This window comes from Catellatospora vulcania (genome assembly GCF_009720385.1).
Lineage (GTDB): Bacteria > Actinomycetota > Actinomycetes > Mycobacteriales > Micromonosporaceae > Catellatospora > Catellatospora vulcania.
Genome location: NZ_WARX01000006.1, coordinates 396,308 through 419,094 on the forward strand (window position 1 = coordinate 396,308; position 22,787 = coordinate 419,094).

At 71.6% G+C, this 22,787-nt stretch carries 24 protein-coding genes; 9 read left to right on the forward strand and 15 right to left on the reverse strand.

All coding sequences use genetic code 11. The features are described 5' to 3' along the window. Positions 1-209 precede the first annotated feature (209 nt). The gene (locus F6W97_RS27565) at positions 210-980 is read left to right on the forward strand and encodes a SigB/SigF/SigG family RNA polymerase sigma factor (RefSeq protein ID WP_196279353.1); all 771 of its coding nucleotides are present in this window, start codon (positions 210-212) and stop codon (positions 978-980) included. 60 nt (positions 981-1,040) lie between these two features. On the opposite strand, the gene F6W97_RS27570 is transcribed toward F6W97_RS27565, so the two are convergent. From F6W97_RS27570 to F6W97_RS27585, 4 genes are all read right to left on the reverse strand, one after another. After that, positions 1,041-1,565 (reverse strand): hypothetical protein, encoded by a 525-nt coding sequence (locus F6W97_RS27570; protein WP_155373419.1) that lies wholly within the window; start codon positions 1,563-1,565, stop codon positions 1,041-1,043. Positions 1,566-1,641: 76 nt separating this feature from the next. Next, the gene (locus F6W97_RS27575) at positions 1,642-2,421 is read right to left on the reverse strand and encodes an SDR family NAD(P)-dependent oxidoreductase (protein WP_155373420.1); all 780 of its coding nucleotides are present in this window, start codon (positions 2,419-2,421) and stop codon (positions 1,642-1,644) included. Further along, entirely contained in the window at positions 2,418-3,728 is a 1,311-nt protein-coding gene (gene hisD, locus F6W97_RS27580; protein WP_155373421.1) for a histidinol dehydrogenase, read from the reverse strand. Before hisD ends, F6W97_RS27575 begins: the two co-directional genes overlap by 4 nt. A gap of 190 nt (positions 3,729-3,918) precedes the next feature. Beyond that, the gene (locus tag F6W97_RS27585; RefSeq protein WP_155373422.1) at positions 3,919-4,443 is read right to left on the reverse strand and encodes a GNAT family N-acetyltransferase; all 525 of its coding nucleotides are present in this window, start codon (positions 4,441-4,443) and stop codon (positions 3,919-3,921) included. 130 nt (positions 4,444-4,573) lie between these two features. On the opposite strand from F6W97_RS27585, the gene F6W97_RS27590 reads away from it, so the two are divergent. Beyond that, positions 4,574-5,740, forward strand: a complete 1,167-nt coding sequence (locus F6W97_RS27590) for a hypothetical protein (RefSeq protein WP_155373423.1) — start codon at positions 4,574-4,576, stop codon at positions 5,738-5,740. On the opposite strand, the gene F6W97_RS27595 is transcribed toward F6W97_RS27590, so the two are convergent. The 7 genes from F6W97_RS27595 to F6W97_RS27625 are packed head-to-tail and all read right to left on the reverse strand — an operon-like array spanning position 5,737 to position 11,626. Then, positions 5,737-6,072 carry an STAS domain-containing protein gene (locus F6W97_RS27595; protein ID WP_155373424.1) on the reverse strand — a complete coding sequence of 112 codons (336 nt, stop codon included), beginning with the start codon at positions 6,070-6,072 and terminating at the stop codon, positions 5,737-5,739. The genes F6W97_RS27590 and F6W97_RS27595 overlap by 4 nt on opposite strands. A gap of 12 nt (positions 6,073-6,084) precedes the next feature. Further along, positions 6,085-7,626 carry a fused response regulator/phosphatase gene (locus tag F6W97_RS27600; protein WP_155373425.1) on the reverse strand — a complete coding sequence of 514 codons (1,542 nt, stop codon included), beginning with the start codon at positions 7,624-7,626 and terminating at the stop codon, positions 6,085-6,087. Continuing rightward, a complete protein-coding gene (locus tag F6W97_RS27605) occupies positions 7,623-8,948 on the reverse strand; it encodes a sensor histidine kinase (RefSeq protein WP_155373426.1) in 1,326 nt (441 codons plus the stop codon). Before F6W97_RS27605 ends, F6W97_RS27600 begins: the two co-directional genes overlap by 4 nt. Then, positions 8,945-9,958 (reverse strand): SpoIIE family protein phosphatase, encoded by a 1,014-nt coding sequence (locus F6W97_RS27610; protein ID WP_230687024.1) that lies wholly within the window; start codon positions 9,956-9,958, stop codon positions 8,945-8,947. Before F6W97_RS27610 ends, F6W97_RS27605 begins: the two co-directional genes overlap by 4 nt. After that, positions 9,946-10,362, reverse strand: a complete 417-nt coding sequence (locus tag F6W97_RS27615) for an ATP-binding protein (RefSeq protein ID WP_155373427.1) — start codon at positions 10,360-10,362, stop codon at positions 9,946-9,948. The genes F6W97_RS27610 and F6W97_RS27615 overlap by 13 nt, the downstream gene beginning before the upstream one ends. Then, positions 10,359-10,769, reverse strand: coding sequence for an STAS domain-containing protein (locus F6W97_RS27620; RefSeq protein WP_230687025.1), 411 nt, complete (start codon positions 10,767-10,769; stop codon positions 10,359-10,361). The genes F6W97_RS27615 and F6W97_RS27620 overlap by 4 nt, the downstream gene beginning before the upstream one ends. Continuing rightward, positions 10,769-11,626 carry an STAS domain-containing protein gene (locus tag F6W97_RS27625; RefSeq protein ID WP_155373428.1) on the reverse strand — a complete coding sequence of 286 codons (858 nt, stop codon included), beginning with the start codon at positions 11,624-11,626 and terminating at the stop codon, positions 10,769-10,771. The genes F6W97_RS27620 and F6W97_RS27625 overlap by 1 nt, the downstream gene beginning before the upstream one ends. Positions 11,627-11,928: 302 nt before the next feature. Between F6W97_RS27625 and F6W97_RS27630 the strand changes: the two genes are divergently transcribed. Together F6W97_RS27630 and F6W97_RS27635 are read left to right on the forward strand one after the other, a co-directional pair. Beyond that, positions 11,929-12,105: a CsbD family protein gene (locus tag F6W97_RS27630; RefSeq protein WP_155373429.1), complete on the forward strand. Its 177-nt coding sequence runs from the start codon at positions 11,929-11,931 to the stop codon at positions 12,103-12,105. A 314-nt stretch (positions 12,106-12,419) separates the two neighbouring features. Beyond that, positions 12,420-12,833, forward strand: a complete 414-nt coding sequence (locus F6W97_RS27635; RefSeq protein WP_196279354.1) for an ATP-binding protein — start codon at positions 12,420-12,422, stop codon at positions 12,831-12,833. Between the two features lie 63 nt (positions 12,834-12,896). Here the strand turns inward: F6W97_RS27635 and F6W97_RS27640 are convergent, their stop codons facing one another. From F6W97_RS27640 to F6W97_RS27650, 3 genes are all read right to left on the reverse strand, one after another. Beyond that, a complete protein-coding gene (locus tag F6W97_RS27640; protein WP_155373431.1) occupies positions 12,897-13,232 on the reverse strand; it encodes a YkvA family protein in 336 nt (111 codons plus the stop codon). Positions 13,233-13,272: 40 nt separating this feature from the next. After that, positions 13,273-14,463 (reverse strand): serine hydrolase domain-containing protein, encoded by a 1,191-nt coding sequence (locus F6W97_RS27645; protein ID WP_155373432.1) that lies wholly within the window; start codon positions 14,461-14,463, stop codon positions 13,273-13,275. Between the two features lie 107 nt (positions 14,464-14,570). Further along, positions 14,571-15,629: an arabinan endo-1,5-alpha-L-arabinosidase gene (locus F6W97_RS27650; protein WP_155373433.1), complete on the reverse strand. Its 1,059-nt coding sequence runs from the start codon at positions 15,627-15,629 to the stop codon at positions 14,571-14,573. 292 nt (positions 15,630-15,921) lie between these two features. Between F6W97_RS27650 and F6W97_RS27655 the strand changes: the two genes are divergently transcribed. The 5 genes from F6W97_RS27655 to F6W97_RS27675 all read left to right on the forward strand — a co-directional run bounded on the left by F6W97_RS27655 (position 15,922) and on the right by F6W97_RS27675 (position 20,830). Then, positions 15,922-16,800, forward strand: a complete 879-nt coding sequence (locus tag F6W97_RS27655; RefSeq protein WP_230687026.1) for a mechanosensitive ion channel family protein — start codon at positions 15,922-15,924, stop codon at positions 16,798-16,800. A 166-nt stretch (positions 16,801-16,966) separates the two neighbouring features. Next, positions 16,967-17,317, forward strand: coding sequence for a DUF6401 family natural product biosynthesis protein (locus tag F6W97_RS27660; RefSeq protein ID WP_155373434.1), 351 nt, complete (start codon positions 16,967-16,969; stop codon positions 17,315-17,317). 135 nt (positions 17,318-17,452) lie between these two features. Further along, complete coding sequence (locus F6W97_RS27665) at positions 17,453-18,859, forward strand: alkaline phosphatase PhoX (RefSeq protein WP_230687027.1); 1,407 nt, start codon at positions 17,453-17,455, stop codon at positions 18,857-18,859. Positions 18,860-18,962: 103 nt separating this feature from the next. Beyond that, positions 18,963-19,943 (forward strand): outer membrane protein assembly factor BamB family protein, encoded by a 981-nt coding sequence (locus F6W97_RS27670; protein WP_196279355.1) that lies wholly within the window; start codon positions 18,963-18,965, stop codon positions 19,941-19,943. Between the two features lie 41 nt (positions 19,944-19,984). Next, complete coding sequence (locus tag F6W97_RS27675) at positions 19,985-20,830, forward strand: NAD-dependent epimerase/dehydratase family protein (protein WP_155373436.1); 846 nt, start codon at positions 19,985-19,987, stop codon at positions 20,828-20,830. Positions 20,831-20,885: 55 nt separating this feature from the next. Here the strand turns inward: F6W97_RS27675 and F6W97_RS27680 are convergent, their stop codons facing one another. Continuing rightward, positions 20,886-22,592, reverse strand: coding sequence for an FG-GAP-like repeat-containing protein (locus F6W97_RS27680; protein WP_155373437.1), 1,707 nt, complete (start codon positions 22,590-22,592; stop codon positions 20,886-20,888). Positions 22,593-22,787: the final 195 nt, after the last annotated feature.

A 22,787-nucleotide genomic window follows, 5' to 3' on the forward strand; every position in this document is an offset into this window, starting at 1 on the left:
CACCCCGACGCACCCGCGAACACGTGCACAACGCACCGATCATGTCGGGCGCCGCCACCTCGGCGGCACCCGACATGCGCTGCCATGCCACCTCAACGATGGTCGAAAGGTCGAAGATGGTCACCAACGTGCACGTCACCGCCATACCCCTCCGACCGCCGGAGAGGGCCGATCACTGGCAGCCGCGGACCCGGTTCCGCGGCAGCGCCATGGCAGCAGACCTGGGCACGCCGGGCGAGACCGATCCCCTGCTGGTGTCGCTGCACGCGATGGCGGTCGGGGACCCGGCCCGGGCCGGCGCCCGCGACAGGGCCATCGAGTGGTACCTGCCCATGGCCGGCTACCTGGCCCGTCGATTCCGGAACTACGGCGAACCCCTCGACGACATCACCCAGGCCGCGGTGATCGGGCTGATCAAGGCGATCGACAGGTACGACGCCGAGCGCGGCGTCCCCTTCGTCGGCTTCGCGTTCCCCACTGTCCTCGGCGAGATCCGGCGGCACTTCCGCGACACCACCTGGGACATCCGGGTGCCGCGCCGCATTCAGGAGCTGTACCGGGAGGTCGCCGTGGTGACCGAGGAACTGACCCATGAGCTGCGGCGCTCGCCGACCACAGGGCTGGTGGCACAACGGCTCGGGGTCAGTGAGCGGGACGTGGGCCTGGCCCGTCTGGCCGCCCACTCCTACCGGCTGCTGTCGCTGGACCAGCCGCGCAGCGACGGCGACTGGGAAGGCGACGGGGACGGCCGGCTGGCCGACCTGCTCGGCGTGCGGGACCCTGCCCTGGCCGCCGTCGAGAACCGGATGGTGCTGCGATACCGGCTCTCCCGCCTGTCCGAGCGGGACCGGAGCATCATCGTCATGCGTTTCGACGCGGAGCTGACCCAGTCGCAGATCGCGGCACGGCTGGGCGTGTCGCAGATGCACATCTCGCGCCTGCTGTCCCGCACGCTGTCACAGTTGCGGCTGATGGCATGAGCCTGACCGCCCCCGCCCTCGTCGGCTTCGGCCGGACGCGGGGTGGGGGCGGCTGCACGTCTACGCCGACCGGATCCCGGCGCGTCGGCGTTTCGGCGGCCGGCTGCGGGGGAGCGGTCCCTCGGCGGGCAGTCCCAGCGCGGCCCGCTCCGCCGCCGTCAGCATGCGCTTGTCGGGTGTCGGAACCGGTGGCGGCGCAGGCGGCGCCACCGGCCCCGCCGCGGGCACGTACTGCGCCTTCTTCGGCGGGGCCGCCTTGGGCGGCTTGGCCGTGGTCGCGGCGCGCACCCGCTCGGTCTCCCCGGCCAGGCTGATCAGCTTGCGGACCCGCGGCACGGTCGCGAGGTTGGTCTTCGCGGCGACCTCGGGCAGCGGCATGCCGGAGACCACCAGCTCGGCCACGGCGCGGCCGCGCTCACGCTGGATCGCCGCGACGATGCCGTCGAACAGGACCTGCTGGTGGGTGAGGTCGGCGTAGCGCTGCATCGGGTCGGGCTCGCTCAGCGCGTACGCGCAGAGGTTGCGCACCATGCCCTCGATCTCGGCGGCGGTGACCGTGTAGCCCTCGGTCGTCGGGTCGGACATCGTCGGCTCCTTTCACCGCGCGACGGTCGGTCCTCGTCGGGCGGCGAAGGGACTGTATCGGCAACCGCCGACCTTGTCAGCGGGCGATCATCCCCGCGGACAGATCGACGTCCGCGCCGGTCATGCCCGGCATCCGCAGCATGGCGACCACCGCCGCGCCCACCTCCTCCTCGGTGACCATGCGCTGCAGCGCGGCCCGGGAGACGAACGCGTGCTCGGCCTCGGCCTCGGTGACCCCGGTGCGCTGCGCCTCCAGCCGGAAGTTGCGGGCCATCCGCGGGCCCGCGACCGGCCCCGGGGACAGGCTGTTGACGGCCACGCCCAGCGTGCCGACCTCGTGCGCCAGGGTCACGGTCAGCCCCAGCACCGCCATCTTCGACGCCGTGTACGGCGTGCGCCGCGCCAGCGGCCGCTTGCCGCTCACCGACGCGATGTTGATCACATCGCCCCGCCCGGCGGCGGTCATCGCGGGCAGGAACGCCCGGCACATCAGGTACACCCCCCGCACGTTGACGGCGAAGACCTCGTCCCAGTCGTCGGGCTCGATGTCCACGAGCGCGTCGACCGGCCCGGCGATCCCCGCGTTGTTGACCAGGACGGACACGTGCTCGTCGGCCAGCTCGCGGTGCAGCGCCGCGACCGAGTCCGGATCGGACGTGTCGCACACCGCGACCCGCACCCCCGCGGCGGCCCCGGCCAGCTCGGCCGCGACGCCGTCAAGCGTCGCCCGGGTGCGTCCGGTCAGCACCACCCGCGCCCCGGCACCCGACAGCGCGTGCGCGATGGCCCGGCCGAGCCCGTTGCCCGCCCCGGTCACCAGCGCGGTGCGCCCGGCGACGCGGTCGTCCGCGCTCATGCCGCGGCCTGCGCGGGCGACCACGGCAGCGGGTCCCCGGCGTACTTCGCCGCCCGCACGTCGCCGGACCGGGCGTGCCCCTCGAACAGCTCCACCCGGCTCGCCCGACCGCACAGCCGGCCGAGTTCGGCGCTCGCAGCGGGGTCGACGACCTCCTGGTAGGTGACCGTCTTGAGATAGCGGCCGACCCACAGCCCGCCCGTGAACCGTGCGCCGCCGCGGGTGGGCAGCGTGTGGTTGGTGCCGATGACCTTGTCGCCGTACGAGACGCAGGTGCCCTCGCCGAGGAACAGCGCGCCGTAGTGGCGCATCCGGTCCAGCGCCTCCCGCGGCCGCCGGGTCAGGACCTGCACGTGCTCGCTGGCGAAGTCGTCGGCCAGCGCGTACGCCTCGGCCAGGTCGTCGACGACGATGACCTGGCCGTGGTCGCGCCAGGCCGGGGCCGCGAAGTCACGCGTCGGCATGTCGGCCAGGATGTGTTCGACGTGCCCGATCACTTCGCGGGCGAGCGTGTCGGACGTCGTGATGAGCACGGCGGGCGAGTCGGGCCCGTGTTCGGCCTGGCTGAGCAGGTCGACCGCGACGATGAACGGGTCGGCGGCGTCGTCGGCGACGATCAGGATCTCGGTGGGCCCGGCCAGCAGGTCGATGCCGACCTCGCCGAACAGCTGCCGCTTGGCCTCGGCGACGTAGGCGTTGCCCGGTCCGGTCAGCATGTCGACGGCGTCGATCGACTCGGTGCCCAGCGCCATCGCGGCCACTGCCTGCACCCCGCCGAGCAGGTAGATCTCGTCCGCGCCGGCCAGGTGCATCGCCGCGACGGTGGCCGCGGGCACCTGACCGCGGATCGGGGGCGTGCAGGCGGCGACCCGGCCCACCCCGGCGACCTTCGCTGTCACGATCGTCATGTGCGCGGACGCGACCAGCGGGTAGCGGCCGCCGGGGATGTAGGCCCCGGCCGCCGCCACCGGGATGCTGCGCTGGCCGAGCAGCACCCCGGGTGAGGTCTCCACCTCGAAGTCGTGCAGCGACGCGCGCTGGTGCCGCGCGAACGCGCGCACGTTGCCCTGCACCGTGCGGATGTCGTCGAGGACCTGGTCGGGCACCGTCGCCACGATCGCGGCGGTCTGCTCGGGGTCGAGGCGGAAGCGTGCGGGCTCCCAGCCGTCGAAGCGGCGGGAGTATTCACGCACCGCCTGGTCGCCGCGGGCGCGCACGTCGGTGACGACGGCGGCGACCGTCGCGGTGACCTCGGGGTCGACCGCGCCGGCGGACTTCTTCGCGGCGCGTTTGAGATGGACCGGCATGAGCGCTCCCTGCGCAGGCGGGCGGCGTGGGCTGTGCGAAGTCTGTGGCCGCCGCGCGGGACGGTCAATCGGCCGATGTCCCGCTTGTCTCGCCGTCCCAGATACGCCATTATGGAAACGGTGTTTCCATAATGGCCGGCGTCCGTCCAGGACCTGCGATACATCAATCAGTTTCGAAACCTCTGTGCCGTCACGGCCGGTCGTGGGCGAGGAGCTGGAACAGGATGTGGTCCTGCCAGACGCCGGCGATCTGGATGTACTTCTCGGCCAGTCCGAAGCGGACGAAGCCGTTGCGGGCCAGCACCTTCTGCGAGGCGACGTTGTCCACCAACGTGCCCGCCTGGATGCGGTGCAGCCCCTGCTCCTCGAACGCCACCCGGATCATGCTCGCCACCGCGGCCGAGGCGACACCGCGGCTGTTGACGTCCTGGCTCACCCAGTAACCGAGGTGGCTGTTCAGGAACGGGCCGCGCACGATGTCGTTGAGGGTGATCCGGCCGACGACGCGACCGTCGAGCAGGATCACGTGCGGCACGCACTCGCCGCGCGCGTGCCGTTCCAGCGCGTTGCCGAGCACGTCGAGCTGGCCCTCCGGCGAGAACCAGCCCTCGGGCCGGACCGGCTCGAACGGCAGGAGGAAATCCAGGTTCGCCTGGTAGAGGGCGCTGACGGTCGGTGCGTCGGCGAGGGTCACGAGCCTGGTGCTGACGGTCATGCCCTCCATGATCGCAAAGCCGGCCGTCGGGGCGCTGCGCGGCCCCGTTGGGATGATCGCCGCCCACCTCGATGCCTTCGGTCGCACAAACTGGCCGATTGATGTCGGGGATAGTGGGCATCATCGAAGGATGCTGGAAAAGCTCGACACGGTCGGCTGGGGCGGGCTGACGCACGCCTTCGGCACGGCCGAGGAGATCCCCGCCTTCATCACCGCACTGCGTGCCGAAGACCCGCAGATGCGCGGCGACGCCCGCGACGAACTCTGGAGCAGCCTGCTGCACGAGGGCAGGCGCTACGAGGCGGACGTCTACACGGTGCCGTTCCTGGCCGACCTGGCCGCGGACCCGACCACCTTCGACCGTGCCGCGATCGTCGACCTGCTGGCCGCGCTGGCGATCGGCTCGGACCATCCGTACCTGGTGACGGGCTTTCCCATCGAGCGGCTGCGGCCGTCGCCGGACGCGGTCGACGAGTCCTGGCACCTGCTCTACAGCGAGTGGAGCGGCCGCGCGCCCGGCGCACCGCCGGGCGAGGCCGACGAGCTGCGGGTGTACGACGCGGTCCGGGCCGAACTGCCGCGGATGCTGACCCTGCTGGACGACACCGACGGCGCCGTGATCGAGGCGGCGGCATACCTGCTCGCCTGGTTCCCCGAGGCGGCGCGCGACACCGTCGGGCCGCTGCTGGCCGTGGCCGGACAGCGCGGCTGGCGGCGCGACCTGCGGGTGACCGCGCTGCTCGCGGCCGGGTTGGCCGCTCGCGGGCCGGTGCCCGAGTCGGCGGTGATCGCGAGCCTGGCGCACGACGACGACGAGGAGGTCCGCTGGGCCGCCGCGGTGGCATGGACGCTCACCGCGGGCGCGACCGTGCCGGAGGAGCCGAGAGGCGTCCTGCGGGCACGGGCGGGCGGGGGGATCGGCCCCGAGGAGCCGGTGCTCGCGCCGTGGGGGCTGGGCCGGGCCGAGTGGTCGGTGCGGCTGCTGGAACACCTCGGTGACCCGGCAGCCGCCGACTCGCGGGCCGCGCTGGTCCGCGCGGAGGCCACGAAACGACACCTGGGCCCCTGGGTCGAGCGCCTCGGTGAGGCTTTCTACCTGGCGTTCGGGGACGACGAGCGGACGGCCTCGCTGCGTTATGCCGACCTCACACCCGCGCAGCGCTGGCTCGTCGACCACCTGGTCCGGCACCCGGACGCGCTGATCGCGGAACCCGACGAGGTGACCGAGCTGCTGCGCTGGTACGGCCTGCCCGACAGCCACCCGGCGCTGACCGCTTACGCGGCCGCAGCGGCCTAATCGCCGCTGGTCAGGAAGTCGTACACGGCGACGATCTCGAGCACTTCGCGGACCGTGCCGGACGCCCTGGCCAGCCGGAAGGATCCGCCGAGCCGCGCCGCCTCGGCGTGCGCCTGCAGCAGCACCCGGATGCCGCTGGAGTCGATGAAGCCGACGTCGTGCATGTCGACCTCGACCGGGCGGCCGGGACCGGCCTGGATCGCGTCGACCAGCCAGCTCGTCAGCGCCTGCTCGTTCGCCAGATCGAACTCACCGGCCAGGGTGATCCGGACACGGTCCGGCAGGATCTCCACGTCATGTGTGGCCTGCGGCGGGTTGCTAGCTCGATCCATGCACGAAGCCAATCACAGACGTCTGACGGCGACAACGGCGACGTCGTCGGCGTGGGGCGGGTTGGTCAACTGCCTGAGCAGCCGGTCGCAGTAGCGGCCGAGGTCGGCGTCGACGTCCCCGGCCAGCCGGCTGAGGTCGGCGATGCCGTCGCGGATCGTGATGTCGCGCCGCTCGATGAGGCCGTCGGTGTAGAGCAGCAGCGTGCCGCCCTCGGGGATGACGAACTCCAGGTCATCCGACCGGGGGTGGTTGATGCCCAGCAGCGGCGCGCGGTGCCAGATCTCGCTGACCCGGCCGTCGGCGACGAGCAGCGGCGGCAGGTGCCCGGCGTTGGCCAGGCGGGCACGGCCGGTCCGGGGATCCAGGAGCAGCAGGCAGAGGGTCGCCATCTCGCCGGGCAGCAGCCGGACCATCAGCTCGTCGATGAGCGTGACGATGCGGCCGGGACAGTGGCCTTCGACGGCGTACGCCCGCAGCGCATGGCGGATCTCGGCCATCACGGTCGCGGCATGCAGGGAATGCCCGACGACGTCGCCGATGGCGATGAGCAGCTGGTCGCCGAGGGCCGACAGCTCGTAGAAGTCGCCGCCGATCTCGGCCTGCGGGCTGGCCGGCTCGTAGCGTACGGCCAGGTCGATCCCGGGCACCGTGGGCAGGTGCCGCGGCAGCAGGCTGCGCTGCAGCGTGACCGCGATCCGGTGATCCTGGTCCTGGGCCCGCTGGGCCTCGGCCGCCGCGCCCAGCGCCTGGGTCAGCTGCGTCAGCAGCTGGGTGTGGACCTCCTCGTGGGGCGCACACGTGAACAGGTACAGCGGCGGGCGGTCGGGGCGGAACCGGGCGGTGGTCACGGTGACGGGATCGGGCCAGTCGGCGGGCAGCTGCCACTGCGCGGCGAGGCCCGTGATCCGGTGTGAGCCGATCGGCACGTCGTCGCCGGGCGGCTCCCAGCCGCCGACGGTGACCTTGCCGGCTTCGGTCGCCAGGGCCAGGGCCCAGCCGGCGTCGGTGGTCTGGGTCGCGACCGCGGCGGCCGTGCCGAACAGTCGGGCGGCTCCGGCGGCGGCCTGGCCGAGCAGCTCGGTGAAGTCGCGCGCCATCGTGACCGCGAGCGTCGTCTGGGCGAGCCGGGACAGGCCCTCGGCGAGCTGCTCGGCCCTGCGGCGCGCCTGGTAGTAGCGCAGCACCGCCTGCACCGTGGCCACCAGCTCGTGCGGGTCGATCGGTTCGACGAGGTACGCGTCCGCGCCGCCGACCAGTCCCAGGGTCCGGTCGGCGGCGTCGACCGCGTGCGCCGACACGTGGATGACGGGTGTGCTGGTGGTGGCGGGGTCGGCCTTGATGTGCCGGCACACGTCCAGCCCGCTCATGTCGGGCAGCTTGACGTCGAGCACGACCATGTCGAAGGGGCGCTGCCGGAGCTTGTCGAGGGCGTCGTGGCCGTCCTCGGCCTCGGCGACCGCGAAGCCGGCCCGGGTGAGCCAGTTCTTGAGCAGGTAGCGCTTGGGTGCGCGGTCGTCGACCACCAGAATGGTCGTCTCGGCGGGGGTGGTCACGAAGCCCTCGCGACCGGCAGCGTCACGGTGAACGTGCTCCCCTCGCCAGGTTCGCTGATCAAGGTCATCTCCCCACCCAGGATGCCGACGAGCCGCCGGGCGTACGGCAGGCCGAGGCCCGTGCCGTTGACCTTGTGGCGGTTGGGGAGCTGGACGAACTCCTCGAAGATGCGCTCGTGCTGGGCGGCCGGGATGCCGACGCCGGTGTCGGCGACGGTGATCGTCCAGAGCCCGCCGTCGCAGTCGGCCCGCATGGTCACCGCGCCCTGGTCGGTGAACTTGACCGCGTTGTGCAGCAGGTTGCGCAGCACCTGGGTCAGCAGCGCCTCGTCCGACTCGATCCAGGCGCCGTCGCCGGGGGTTTCCACGACCAGCTCGACGTCGGGGTTGTTCAGCACGGCCTTGAGCGTGCCGCGCAGTTGTTTGAACAGCTCGCTGAGATCGACCAGCCCCCACTGGGGTTCGAGATGGCCGGACTCCGCCTTGGCCAGGTCGAGCAGGTCGTTGACCAGTGACAGCAGGTCCGACGCCGAGCCGCGCATCAGCGCCATCTGCTCGGCCTGGGCCTCGGTGAGCGGGTCGGAGTCAGGGTCGGACAGCAGCCTGATCAGCCCGATGACCGCGGTGACGGGGGCGCGCAGCTCGTGGCTCACGTTGGCCAGGAAACGCGTCTTGGCCTCGCTGGCGGCCCGCAGCTGCCCGGACTTCTCGTCCAGCTCGGCGTACAGGGCGACCACGCCGCGATTGGTCTCTTCGAGTTCGGAGCTGAGCTGAAGATAGAGCGCCATCACGCCGCGGTTCGTCTCCTCCAGCTCGTCGTTGAGCGCCTTGAGCCGCTCCTGTTGCTGGCGGGCTTCCTCGAGCGCCGTCAGCAGGTGCTCGTTCTGGGAAGCGAGCTCGTCGAGCGGGCTGGCCACCGCGGAGGCCGCCAGCTTGCGCCGGGCCTGCTCGACGCGGTTCGCGTCGAGGTCCGGGGTGGGCAGGCGGCGTGACAGCATGACCACTGTCCCCTGCCCAGTTTCGGTGACTTCCAAAACATCGACGAGGCGGCCCGCAGGTCGCAGCGCCTGCCGGTCCACCGTGCCGGGCACGGCGAGGTCGATGCGGAGGTTCTCCGGCGATCCGTGGATCCGGAAGGTGACCTCGACGCCGGTCCCGCCGGCCAGCAGTTGGCGGCCGACGTCGCTGAGGGCGGTGGCGACCCGGATCTGGTCCTGGTGCTCGAAGCCCAGCGCGGCGGCGGCCTCCCGGCCACGCTGCCTGACAGCGAAGACATCCTGCTCGCGACGCAGCACCAGGTGCAGCAGGACGGTGTCGGTCATGGCCGGATCCTGGCCGCCAGCACACAGGCGTCGTCGCGGCGTACGCCCGCTTCGCGCAGCACCGTGGCGGCGATCAGCAGCGGCGACTTCGTCTCCAGACCCGGACTGGCGTGCAGGCTCCACTTGTCGCTGACCCCGTCGGAGTGCATCACCAGCAGCGACTCCGCCCCGAACGGGTATTCGAACTCCCTGATGACGGCCCTGCCGTGCCCGGCGATGCCGGGCATGGACACCGTGCCGCGTCGCAGGTCACCGGTGATGACGGTCGCCGCGACGTTGCCCATGCCGCACGTGCGCACGACGCCGGCGTCGGGGTCGATCTCCGCGACGGTCAGCGCGGCCCCACGGGTGTGGGACATGCCCCGGTGCAGGCGCTCCACCATCATCGCGGGCGGGCCCTCGGGCGCGGTGTGGAAGATGTTGAGGGCGGCGTGGGAGGCGGCCGCGGCGAGCGGGCCGTGACCGAGCCCGTCGCACACCATCACCTGCCGCCGGCCGCCGACGGTGCGCACGGCGAAGCTGTCGCCGCTGACGGTCTCGCCGGTCAGCGGGCGGGTCAGCCCGTCGGCCCAGGCCGGTGGCGGCTGTGCGTCGCGCCACAGCTGGGCGGTGAGGACCGAGCCGCGTCCCGGCACGGAGAAGCCGTCCGACCGGTGCGCGAGCCTGGCGACGGCGCCCAGCCCGATGCCGAGTGTGCCGGTGGTGGAGCGGCCGTCCTCGTACATGGCGGTCAGGTCGGCCATCCCGGGCGCCGAGTCGATACTGATGATCTCGATGCCGACGTTGTCGTCGTGCCGGATGGGACGCACCAGCAGCGTCCCGTCCTCAGCGTGCTTGACCAGGTTCGAAGCGAGTTCGGTGGCGATGATCGCGACGTCGGCGGTGTGCCGCTCGCCGAGGTCGACGGCGTTGGCCAGCTCGACGGCGAACCGCCGGACGGACCCCACGGCGCTCGCGTCATCCAGCCGGAACCATGACGAAGTGGGGGTCAGCGAGCTCAGCGCGCCCACTTGACCACCGCCACGGTGGTCCCAGACCCGACCGCGGTGTCCAGTTCGAACTCGTCGACGAGCCGCCGTGCCCCGCTCAGGCCCAGCCCGAGCCCGCCGCCGCTGGTGTAGCCGTCGGTGAGCGCCAGGTCGAGGTCGGCGATGCCGGGGCCGGAGTCGCTGAGCACGACCCGCACCCCGCGCCGCACCCCGTTGTCCACGGTGGAGACGACCGCCTCGCCACCCCCGCCGTAGACCAGGGTGTTGCGGGCCAGTTCACTGGCCGCGGTGACCACCTTCGTCTGATCGACCAGGGAGAGCTTGGCCGCGACCGCGGCGGTGCGGACCAGCTGACGGACCCGGACCACGTCCGCGTCACTGCCGATGGCCTGTACCTGGGGATCGGAGCCCTCGCTGCCGGTCACGACGAGGTCGCCTCAGGGCCGCCGATGAGGTCGAGGTCGTCCAGAGTGTCCGGTTCGGCGTTGCGGGCCAGCAGCTCCAGGCCGCGTTCCACGTTGAGGGCCGTGCGGATCCCGTTGAGGGACAGGCCCAGCTCCACCAGCGTGATGGCGACCGCGGGCCGCATCCCGACGACGATCGTCTCGGCGTCGAGCACCCGGGAGATCGACGCGATCGTCGACAGGGTGCGCCCGACGAAGGAATCGACGATGTCCAGGCCCGTGATGTCGATGATGACACCTTTGCAGCCGGTGTCGACGATGCGCTGGCCGAGGTCCTCCTGCAGTTGCAGCGCCATCTGATCCTGCATGTCGACCTGGATGGAGACCAGCAGCACCGCACCGATTTTGAGGATCGGCACCCGTTCCATCAGGACTCCCGCTTGCCGGCGCGCATCTCGGCGCCGCCGTGCCGGATCGCGTGCCGCAGCGCGTCGGCCAGGGTGGCCTTCGTCGCGATGTCGCCGAACTCGATGCCCAGCGCCACGATGGTCTGCGCGATCTGCGGGCGGATGCCGGAGACGATGCACTCCGCGCCCATCAGCCGCGCCGCCATGACCGTCTTGAGCACGTGCTGGGCCACCTGGGTGTCGACCGCCGGCACGCCGGTGATGTCGATGATCGCGTACGGCGAGCCGGTGTCGACCAGCGCCTGCAGCAGCCGCTCCATCACGACCTGCGCGCGGGCCGAGTCCAGGGTGCCGACGAGCGGGACGGCGACCACGCCCTCCCACAGCTTCACGACCGGCGTGGACAGCTCCAGCAGCTGCTCGCTCTGCTCGGTGATGATGTGCTCGCGGGCCTTGGAGAAGGCCTCGAAGGTGAACAGGCCCAGCTCGTCGATGAACGCCGACCAGGCCACGTAGTCGCGCAGTGCGGTCTCGCCGCCCTTCTCCACCTCGCCGATCTCGTACAGCGCGGACTTGAGGGCGAAGATGCTGGTGGCGGTCTCGGTGGCGGTGAAGCCCTGCCGCGCGCGGCCGCGCGACAGCTCGGTGAGCACGGCACGCAGCTCCGCGGTATGCGAATTGTCGAGGTTGACGGCGCCGTCGCTGAGTGACTTCTGCAGCTGCAGCTGCAACTCGGTCGTCTGGCGGCCCGATTCCGCGACGGTCAGCCGGCCCTTCAGGGGGGCGGCCGCGGCCTCCGCCCAGCGCTTGGAGATCTTTTCCGACCGCTCCGACAACAGCTTGCCGAGTCGCTCGCTTTGCTCTGCTTTCAGCGCCATTGTCATCCTTTATTGCGTATTGTGACTGGTCAGCCCAGCAAAGTGGCGACTGTACCACTGCTGGTCGGGCAAACCGGATACTCCGCGGCGGCTGTGAGATGCGCCCGGACGGCGGCCCCGCAGGACGGCTGAGTACCCGGAACGGATCCCCGAAATCATGCACGATCGGCAATAGGTGCTCGGGCATGAGCGGCCCATCGCCGACTGCGGCGACCTGTTCGCGATGTCGTGTTTCGGCCGGTCTCCGGTGGGGCAGTCAGTGCCAGGCGGTCGGTGGGGCCGCCGGTGAGAAGGGAAGTTCGATGGGCGACATCTCGAACAAGGCCGAAGAACTCGTGGGCAAGGCCAAGGAGGTCGTGGGCGACCTGACCAACAACGAGAGCCTGGAGGCCAAGGGTCTGGCCGAGCAGGCCGCTGCCAAGGCCAAGCAGGCGGCCGAGGACGTCAAGGACGCGGCGGAGGACGCCACCAACAGGTGAGCTGCCCGGGGGTGTGATCGTCAAGGCCTGTAGAAGCTGACGCGAAGAGTGCCCAGCCGGGTCTGGCTGCGGCGCTCTTCGCGTATGCGTCCCGGGACTGCCTTCGGCGGGCAGGGCCGCGACACGGGCCGGCAATCCGATGGCGGGAACGGGTTTCCACGGCTCCCGCGTGAGGGTAGGCGTGCTGTGGGACATTCCTGTGGCAGGCGCGAAAGGCGGTCGCCGATGCGGCCGGCGGGGCGGCGACCGATGCGCCGTGCCACCGAGGTTCGTCAGCTCACCTCGAACATCAACCTCGGGCCTGCGGAGGAGTCTTGCGCCAGGTAGTCAGGCCGTTCGCGCCGCCCCCGTCGGGTGCGGCGGCGATCTCGTTCGCCACCGCCGACGACCTGGCGGCGGTCCGCGAGTTCGTCGGGGCGCACGCACACGCATCCGGACTCACGTCAGAGCGGGTCCCCGGGCTCAAGCTGGCGGTGAGCGAACTCGTCACCAATACGCTCCGGCACACCTCGGGCGGCGGCGTCACGCGGGTGTGGGCCGACGGCGACACGATCATCATCGAGCTGACCGACAGCGGCACGTTCCGCAGGACCGCCCCTCAGCAGCCCGCCGCACGGCCCGCGGCCTCCGGCGGCTGGGGGCTGTACATCACCGGTGAGGTCTGCGACGAGTTCCTGTACCACAGCCTGCCCGGCCGCACCGTGTGGCGGCTGGTGTTCAAGCCGTGAACCGTAGGCCCTCGGGCCAGGACACGGCCTCGAGGCCGTGTCCTGGCCCGAGGGCCTGAGTCCCTAGTTTCGGGGGCTGTCGTGTTTGGTGGAGGGCTTGGTGCGGGGGCCCGGCAGGAGTTTGCCGCCGTTGCGCTTGCGCAGCAGGTTGGTGAGGTACATGAGGGCCAGGGCGAGCACGCCCATGTCGTCGAGGTAGATCGGGTCGGGTAACAGGTCCACGGGCAGGATCGTGTAGATCAGGGCGCCCCAGAAGGCGACCTTGCCGCCCGTGCCCAGCTCACCGAGCATCCGTTTGGTGACGAACAGGCGCTTGCCCAGTTTGATCGCGCCGATCAGCGTGATGATGCCGACGATCGCGACGGCGATGCCGATGATGATCCACGTATTCCGAGACACGCATGTGTTCTACCCTGCCGCCGGTCGGCTAATCCAGTGTTCACGCGGCGGCGCGCAGGGCCAGCGTCAGGAACTCGTCGCGGCCGCCGCCGAACAGGAAGTCCGACGTCTGCGCGAAGGCCAGCGCGGTGACGTCGCGGTACGGGTCGTTGCACCAGACGGTGCCGTAGCCGCCGTCCCAGCCATACCGGCCGGGGACCGCCGAGACGTCGTCGGGCTTGGTGGCGACCGCCATGCCGTATCCCCACCCCTGCGGCTCCAGCAGCATGCCGGCGGTGCCCTGCTGGTAGGCGGTGAGCTGGTTGGCCGTCATCGCGGCGACGGACGCCGGTGACAGCAGCGCGCGGCCCTCGTGCACACCGCCCGCGGCGAGCATGCGGGCGAAGCGCAGCACGTCGTCCACGGTGGACAGCAGCCCGGCCGCGCCGGACGGGAACACCGGCGGCCTGCCCCAGTCCTCGGCGGGCGTGGCCGTCTGCCGGGTGAGCTCGCCGGTGGCGAAGTCGGTCAGGTAGTGCGGGGGGATCCGCCCGGCGTCGCCGGTGAAGAAGCCGGTGTCGGCCATGCCCAGCGGCCCGAACAGCCGGGTGCGCAGCACGTCGCCCAGCGAGGCGTCCGCGGCCCGGGACACCAGCACGCCGAGCACCAGGGCGCTGGCGTTGTACTGCCAGCGCTCGCCCGGCTGGTACATCAGCGGCAGCGTGCCGAACACCTTGATCCACTCGTCGGGCGGGTACGGGGTGCGCGGGTCGGGCTCGGCCAGCACCAGACGCAGCTCCCGGGCCGCGGCGACGATCGGGTAGGGCGGCTCGTAGTGCGGCTCGGTCAGGATGCCGAAGCCCATCCGGAAGGTGAGCAGGTTCTCCACGGTGATCGGCCGCCGCGCGGGCACGGTGTCGTCGAGCGGGCCGTCGATCCTGGCCAGTACGCGGCGGTCGGCCAGTTCGGGCAGCAGTCGGTCGACCGGTTCGGCGAGGTCGAGCAGGCCCTCCTCGACCAGCGTCATGGTCGCCGCGGCCAGTATCGGCTTGGTGATCGAGCCGATGCGGAACAGCGTGTCCCGCCGCATCGGCGTCGCGCCGTCGAAGTCGAACGTTCCGATGGCCTCGACGTGCACCTGGTCGCCGCGGGTGACGGCCAGCACCAGGCCGGGAAGTTCGGCCGCGGCGACGCGGGCGGTCATGGCGTCGTGCAGTCGCCGCAGGCCGGCGGCCGACAGTGCATCGCTCATCGCCTCAGCGTGCCGCAAACCGGGCGCTCGCGCACGCCGACCGGACCCGGCTCCTGGTGGGACCGGCTGGTCGCGACGAATGCCCGCCCGGCCGGTCCCACGGTGGCTCAATAGACGAACGGCCACCCGGCGCTGTCCCAGCCCAGCAGGTTGATGCCGAGCCGGGCGGCGCCGCTGTCGGTGTAGTAGTGGTAGAACAGCACGTCCTGGCCGTTGTCGGCGAGCACGGCCTGATGGCCCGGTCCGTGGATCGAGCCGTGGCCGGCCAGGAGCTGCGTGCCTCCGCCGGAGGTCAGGGCGGTGCCGTTGCGGTCGGTGAACGGCCCGGTCGCCGAGACCGACCGGCCGACCATCACGCGGTACGTGCTGGACGCGCCCCGGCAGCACAGGTCGAACGACGTGAACAGGTAGTAGTAGCCGCCGCGGCGGTAGACGAACGGGGCCTCGACCGCACCGGACGCGGTCTGCCGCTGGGCCAGCGCGCGCACCGCGGTGTCGGTGGCGGAGCGCCGGCCCGTGGCGGGGTCGAGCCTGATCGACTTGATGCCGGTCCAGAACGAGCCGAAGGTCAGCCACCACTGCCCGGCGGCGTCGACGAACAGGTTCGGATCGATGGCGTTGTAGTTCACCGCGCCGCTGCTCTCGATGACCAGGCCCTGGTGGGTCCAGCTGCCGGCCGCGCCGGTGGGGCTGGTGGCGAGGAAGATCGCCGAGCGCTGCGAGCCGAAGGTGGAGGCCGAGTAGTACAGCAGGAAGCGGCCGTCGTGGTAGGAGATGTCGGGGGCCCACAGGTTCGCCCCGCCGCCCGTGTAGGTGGTGGTCCACGGTGCGCCGCCGGGCCACACGACGCCGGCGTCGCGCCAGTTGACCCGGTCGGTCGACGTCTTGAGCGGCACGTTGTCGCCGGTGCTCGCCAGCAGGTAGGTGCCGTTCGGGGCGCGTACCACGGCGGGGTCGTGGGCGCCGGTGGAGCCGGTGACGCGGCCCGGGTTCGGGTAGGACGGCGGTGGCGTGGTCGGGGCCGCTGCGGGCAGCGCCGAGCCGGCGGGGCCGGAAGTCGACGGCGGCGCTGAGGCGCGGGCCGCGGCCTGGACGCCGGTGACCGCGGCGCCGGCGAGGACGGCGGCCAGGCCGAGGGCGGCGAGCCGGGATGACGGGTGGGGCATGGCTGACTCCGATCGCGAAACGGGACGTGACGTTCCGCGTACGCGACGATCGGGGGTTCGGCACGCGGCACTGCCGCCGGACCGGCCTGCCCGGACCTGCCGGCGATGAAGGGGACGTGCGGTGTCGCTCCCGCAAGGATGCTAACGACCGCATCAGCGGATGTCGATCGATACGGCCGGGATCACCCGATCGGGCCATGCCTGCCCGGATCGCCGTTTCCCTGCGCGGTCGGCGGGGAATGGGGCAGCTGACCCCCATACCCCCTCGTTTCCGCTGGAAAGGAAGAAGCCCATGGATCTCGGAGAGGTGATGACCGACGCGCTGCGCTCGGTCGCGCTGTTCCTGCCCAAGGCGCTGGCCTTCGTGGCGATCCTGTTCGCCGGCTGGCTCGTCGCGCGGGGCATCCGCATGCTCGCCGACAAGGGCCTCGAACGGGTCCGGTTCGACCAGCTCGCCGCCCGGGGCGGGGTGACCTCCGCGCTGGCCCGCGGCGGGGTGGACCCGTCCGACCTGGTGGCGCGCCTGGCCTACTACGCGGTGCTGCTGTTCACGCTGCAGCTCGCGTTCGGGATCTGGGGACCGAACCCGGTCTCCGACCTGATCAACGCGGTGGTGTCGTGGCTGCCCAAGGCGTTCGTCGCGATCGTCATCGTGGTGGTCGCCGCGGCCATCGCCTCCTGGGTCAAGGACCTGGTCACCGGCGCGCTGGGCGGCCTGTCGTACGGCCGGTTCCTGGCCACGACCGCGTCGGTGTTCATCGTCGGCCTCGGCGTGATCGCGGCGCTCAACCAGATCGGCGTCGCCACCACGGTGACCATGCCGATCCTGATCGCGGTGCTGGCGACCGTCGCCGGCATCCTGATCGTGGGCGTCGGCGGCGGCCTGGTCCGCCCGATGCAGGCGCGCTGGGACAGCTGGCTCGACCGGGCCGGCGAGGAGTCGACCCGGGTCGCCGAGCACGCCCGCGCGTACGCCGCCGGGCAGGCCGACGCCACCCAGGTGCTCGCGGACCGGCCCACCGGCACGGTGTACCCGTCGCAGCGCACCGCCCCGGCCGACCCGGACCTGTACCAGGCCCCGGCCGACCCGGACGAGTTCCCGGAGCCGCTGGTGCCCGGGTTCGACAGCGACCAGACGCAGCCGCTGCGTCCGGCCCCCCGGCGGAAGTAGCCGCCGACCGGCCGATGGGCGCGGCCTGACCGGTCGCGCCCATCGGCGGGTGTCGACCCGGCTGTCCCTCCGGCGGGTGGAGCCGGTCGGGCAGCGTTGTCCTCTGTTCGGTCATAACGGACGCCAAGCCGCATTCAAGGCTCGGATGCTGACCTAATCTCGCGGCATGGACCGTGGCCCCACCAGCCCAGACCAAGCCCGCCAGGTGCTCGCGCGCTATGCCGCCGTCGTCGGCGACGCCGGCCGTGCCGCCGCCGCAGCCGACCCGGGCGTGCTCGCCATCCTCGACCAGGCGACGGCGAGCGTCGGCGACGCGCTCGACCCGCAGCGGCAACCGCCCCTGATCGAGCTCGCGAGCTACGCCGACGGGCTGACCGACAAGGCGACCGCGCTGGGCTGGAACCTGCCCGACGTCACCACGCTGGACTGGCGGCGCGCCGACCAGATCACCTGGCGGCTGGTCGCGGTGTGCGACATCGCCGCGGCGATGCTGGGCAGGGACGTGACCGCGGGCTGAGCAGGGGGAATGCGGCGAAGTAGGCAACGTTTGCCTGCTGTTCGCCTGATCTTGGCGCGGTGCGCGCGGGCCGTTCTCGGATGCGGACTTGCATGTCGGAGGTAGACATGAAGGCCCATCGAAAGGCAGCTATCCGTGCACACCCCTCTGTCCCGCCGCAACCTGCTGCGCGCCGGCACCCTCGGCGGCCTCGGCATCGCGTTCGCCGGCAGCATCCAGGCGGTCGCCGGTCCCGCGTACGCCCACCCGACGGTCCCCGGCTACGGCCCGCTCGTGCCGGACCCGGCCGGCATCCTGTCCCTGCCGGAGGGCTTCTCCTACCGGATCGTCGCCGAGGCCGGCAAGACCCTGCTGTCGACCGGCGAGGCGACGCCGAGCGACCCCGACGGCACCGCCTGCTTCGGCACCCGCCGCGGCTTCACCCTGGTCAACAACCACGAGATCGGCGGCGACGAGCCCTACCGGGTGCCCGCCCGTCCCGGCTTCACCTTCGACCCCGGCGCGGGCGGCGGCACGACCAACATCGAGGTCGACCACCACGGCAACCGGGTCCGCCAGTACGTCAGCCTGGCCGGCACGCACAACAACTGCGCCGGCGGCATCACCCCCTGGGGCACGTGGCTGACCTGCGAGGAGACCGAGCAGCGTAAGGGCGGCGCGTTCCTGCAGGACCACGGCTGGGTGTTCGAGGTCGACCCGTTCGACCAGGAGGCCAACCTGGACCCGGTGCCGCTGAAGTTCCTCGGCCGGTACTCCCACGAGGCCGTCGCCGTCGACCCGAAGACCGACGAGATCTACCTGACCGAGGACGCGAGCGGTCCCAACGGGCTCTACTTCCGCTGGGTCCCGCCGAAGGGCTTCAAGGGCCGTGACGGCGCCCTGCGCAAGCTCGCGCTCAGCGAGGGCGGCGACACCGCGGGCCGCCTGCAGGCGCTCAAGGCGTCCCTGGACGGCCTGCACATCACCGATCTGTCCGCGGCCACCGAGCCCGGCACCAAGTACAAGGTGAGCTGGGTGGACGTGCCGGACCGGCTGGCCGCCACGGTCTCGGTGCGCAAGCAGTTCACCAACGACCAGGTCACCCGCGCCCGCAAGCTCGAAGGCCAGTGGTACGGCGACGGCGGCGTGTACTTCGTCTCCAGCTACGCCCGGATCACCGACGGCAGCGTGCACGAGCACGACGGCCAGGTCTGGTTCTACGACCCCAAGCGCGAGACGATCGAACTCAAGACCATCTTCGGGCTGAACCCGGACCCGAAGGAGGAGGGCCACTTCGACGGCCCGGACAACATCACCGTCTCGCCGTACGGCGGCATCATCCTCGCCGAGGACGGCGAAGGCCTGTCGCACCTGATCGGCGTCAGCGACAAGGGCGTCACCTACCCGCTGGCCCGCAACGAGATCAGCGAAAGCGAGTTCACCGGCCCGACGTTCAGCCAGGACGGCCGGATCCTGTTCGCCGGCATCCAGGCCGACGGCCTGGTCGTCGCGATCACCGGTCCGTGGGGCCGCCGGGGCCACGACCACGGTCACGGCCACTGACCTTCTCGCGTCCCAGTGCCGCGCCCGCTCCGGAATGTGCCACCGGAGCGGGCGCTCCCGTAACCTGCTTGCTCGGGCCGACGCGTCCTGGTTGCCTGCTCCGGTGATCTTCGAAACCGCCTGGCGGCACAGCCTGCACCAACGCGCCTTCCTGAGCCGGTCCGCGGTGGGCAGCGGGCGGGTGGTCGTGCACGAGCGCCGCAGTCGGCTCGTCGGGCTCGACGTGCGCGACGGCGGCGTGCGCTGGGATGTGCCACTCGGGCTGTGGCCGTACGCGCTGACCGTCACCGCCGGGTGGTGCCTGGCCATCCCGCAGTGGCTGCCCTGGCTGTCCTGCCACGAGGCGGTCGCGGGCGAGCGGCTGTGGCGCGCCGAACTGCCCCGGTTCACGGGGCATCTCGCGGTGGCCGGGTCGGTCGCGGTGGTCGGCGGCTGGCGCGGATACACCCCGCAGGCCGGGTACGACCTGGCAGACGGCTCGCTGCTGTGGCGCACCGACGGCCCGGTGGCGATCGAGCGGCCCCACGCCTTCGACGACCGGGTACTGGTGGCCGATCAGGACACCGGCCTGATCCGGGCGCTGGACCCGCGAACCGGCACGGACCTGGCGACCTGGCGGCTGCCGGAGCCGGTGTTGAAGGTCGACTCGGGTCCGGTGTTCCTGCGGCTGGACGCCGAGCGGGTGCTGGTGCGGGCCGCGTCCGGGTCGTTGTGGGAGCTGCGTCCCGGCAGCGGCGCGCTGCGACGGCTGCCGGGGGTTCCCGACCAGGTCCGGTCGGTGACGGTGACGGGCGGCCTGATCTGGTGCAACACCGGTGACCGGCAGGTGGTCGTCCTGGAGCCGGGCGAGGCGGTGCCGTGGGCACGGGTGAAGCAGTACGGCTGGGCCGCCGGGGTCGCCGCCGTCGCCTCGGGCTTCGTGATCGCCTCTGAGCTGGGCGGGCTCACCCTCGTGAACCCCGCGGGCGAGGAGGTGGGCCACGCCACGGTGGACAAGCGGATCGGCGGGCTGCATGGGGTCGACCGGGATCGGGTGCTGGTTCGCGGCAAGAGCGAGCTGCTGGCGGTGGACCTGCGTCCGTGACGGGATACGTTGTCAGCGGATCTTCGGGAGAGGTGTGGACGATGACGCTGGTGGCAGTGACGGGCGGTAGCGGCAAGCTGGGCCGGGCGGTGGTGCGCGACCTGCTCGACTACGGGTACGACGTGGTGAATCTGGACGTGGCGCCGCCGCGGGAGCAGCTGTGCCCGTACACCCGGATCGATTTCACCGACTACGGCCAGGCGGTGGAGGCGTTCAGCGCGATCGACAGCCGGTACGCGAAGGTGGATGCGGTGGTGCACCTCGCGGCGATCCCGGGGCCGGGGGTGACCGGCAACGCGGCCACGTTCGCCAACAACATCACGGTCAGCTACAACGTGTTCGCGGCCGCGCGGGCGGCGGGCATCCGCAACGTGGTGTGGGCGTCCAGTGAGACGGTGCTCGGGCTGCCGTTCGACACCCCGCCGCCGTACCTGCCGGTGGACGAGGAGTACGCGGGGCGGCCGGAGACGGCGTACTCCCTGGCCAAGCACCTCGACGAGCAGATGGCGGCGCAGTTCTGCCGGTGGGACCCGCAGCTGAAGATGATCGGCCTGCGCTTCTCCAACGTGATGGAACCCGGCGACTACCCGAACTTCGCCTCGTGGCAGGACGAGCCGCGGGCGCGGATGTGGAACCTGTGGTCGTACATCGACTGCCGGGACGGCGCGCAGGCGGTGCGGCGGGCGCTGGAGTACCCGCAGCCGGGCCTGGAGGTGTTCATCATCGCCAACGCCGACACGGTCATGCGCCGCGAGACCGTGGACCTGGCTGCCGAGGTCTTCCCCGACCTGCCCTGGCAGCGCCCGGTGTCCGGCAACGAGACCCTGCTCTCCATCGACAAGGCCCGCCGCGTCCTCGGCTTCGAACCGGTCCACGGCTGGCGCTGACCTGCTGTGCCGGTCGCCCGCTCCGTCGCGGCGGGGCGGGCCACCCGGCCGTGTGCTACAGGGTGGTCTCGCCGGTGAGGCCGAAGAAGTCGTGCCACTTCGCGCCGCCGAGGAATCCGGTGCCGGTGGACAGGCCGACGTACACGTCGTTGGTCGTGCCCTTGGTGAACACGATGATGTCGTCCTTGCCGTCGCCGTTCACGTCACCCAGGTACGGGAACTCCCCGGCGGTGCAGAAGAAGTCGTTCCACTTCACCGTGGTGCCGACGAAGGCGCTGCCGTTGGAGACGGCGGCGTACACGTCGGCGTTGGCGTCGCAGGTGAACGTGACGATGTCGGCCTTGCCGTCGCCGTTGACGTCGCCGAGCCGGGGCTGCTCGGCGCCCACCGCGAACAGGTCGTGCCAGAGCGCGCCGCCGGCGAAACCGGAACCGGTGGACAGGCCGACGTACACGTCGGCGTTCGTGCCCTGGGTGAACACCACGATGTCGTCCCGGCTGTCGCCGTTGACGTCGGCCACCCCGGGATACTCCCCGGCCACCGCGAAGAACTCGTTCCACTTGGCGGCCGGTCCGAACCCGGCGCCGGTGGACAGGGCCACGTACACGTCGGCGGCGGTGTCGTGGGTGAAGCTGACGATGTCGTCGCGGCCGTCGCCGTTCACGTCGCCGACGGCCGGGACCTGCGCGCCCGGGGAGAAGCCGTCGTGCCACTTCGCGCCCGTGGCGAAACCGGTGCCGGTGGACAGGCCGACGTACACGTCGTCGGTCGTGCCCTTGGCGAACGTGACGACGTCGTCCCTGCCGTCGCCGTTGAAGTCGCCGGTGGACTGCTGCTCGCCGTCGACGCCGAAGTAGTCGTTCCACTTGACCGCGGTGCCCGCGAACGCGGTGCCGGTGGAGGTGGCGGCGTAGACGTCGTTGGTGGCGCCCCTGGTGAAGGTGAGCACGTCGGCCCTGCCGTCGCCGTTGACGTCGGTCGACGAACCCGCGTGGTATTCCGTGCCGGGCACCGGGGGCGGGGGAGTGCTGCCGGGTGTACCGATGATCAGGCTCTTCATGAACCGCTCACCGGCCTGGCTGATGCCGGTGCTGCGGTAGAGGCCGGTCTTGAGGTAGCTGGACTGCCCGGAGTAGAGCGTGCCCGCGCCGCGCGGGTGCTGGCCCGACACCGTCTGCACGCCGTTGTGCCAGGCGTCCATGACCGCCACGCTCGTGCTGGTGGAGAACTTGATGCGCACCGTGATGGTGGTGGCCCGGCCGGCGATCGCATCGCCGATGTCGTAGTGCCAGGCCCCGTTGTTGCCGTCCAGGTAGTACTTCCCGTGCCCGATCTTGATCTCGACCGGCGGCGACCCGGTCGACGCGTTCTTGAACTGCATGACGACCTGCCAGTCGCTGGTCGCGGTCGGGAAGCCGGTGGGCAGGTAGTCGGTGAACCGCACGATCAGCGTCTGGCCCTCGGTGATGTTCTGCGCCGCCGTGGGCTGCGACTCGTTGCGCTGCTGGCCCCCGGCCAGGTAGAAGCGCGCGGCCATGCCCTGCCCGTCGGGCGACGGCCGCACCGTCGGCCGGGCCACCGCGCCCTGCGGCTGGTCGTTCCACGGGGTGCTGAGCCAGCCGGCCCACCCGTTGCTGAAGTCGGTCGACCAGACGACGTTCATGCCGGGTTCGGCCGCGGTGGCGCCGACCGCCGGGGCGAGGGCCGTGCCGCTCAGCGCTAGCGCGACGGCGACCAGGCCACAGCTCAGATGCCTGCTCATGCGCGACCTTCCGTCCTGTGTTCGGCGAAAACCTCCCGCCAGTCAACCATCGACGAAACTAAATGACAATGCGGACTCCGCACACGAACGGGCCCGCACCATCCCGGTGCGGGCCCGCTGCGCGTTCAGTGGTCGATCATGAAGTTGTGGCGGGGACACGCCGGTGAACCGTGCCATAAGTTCATGATCGACCGG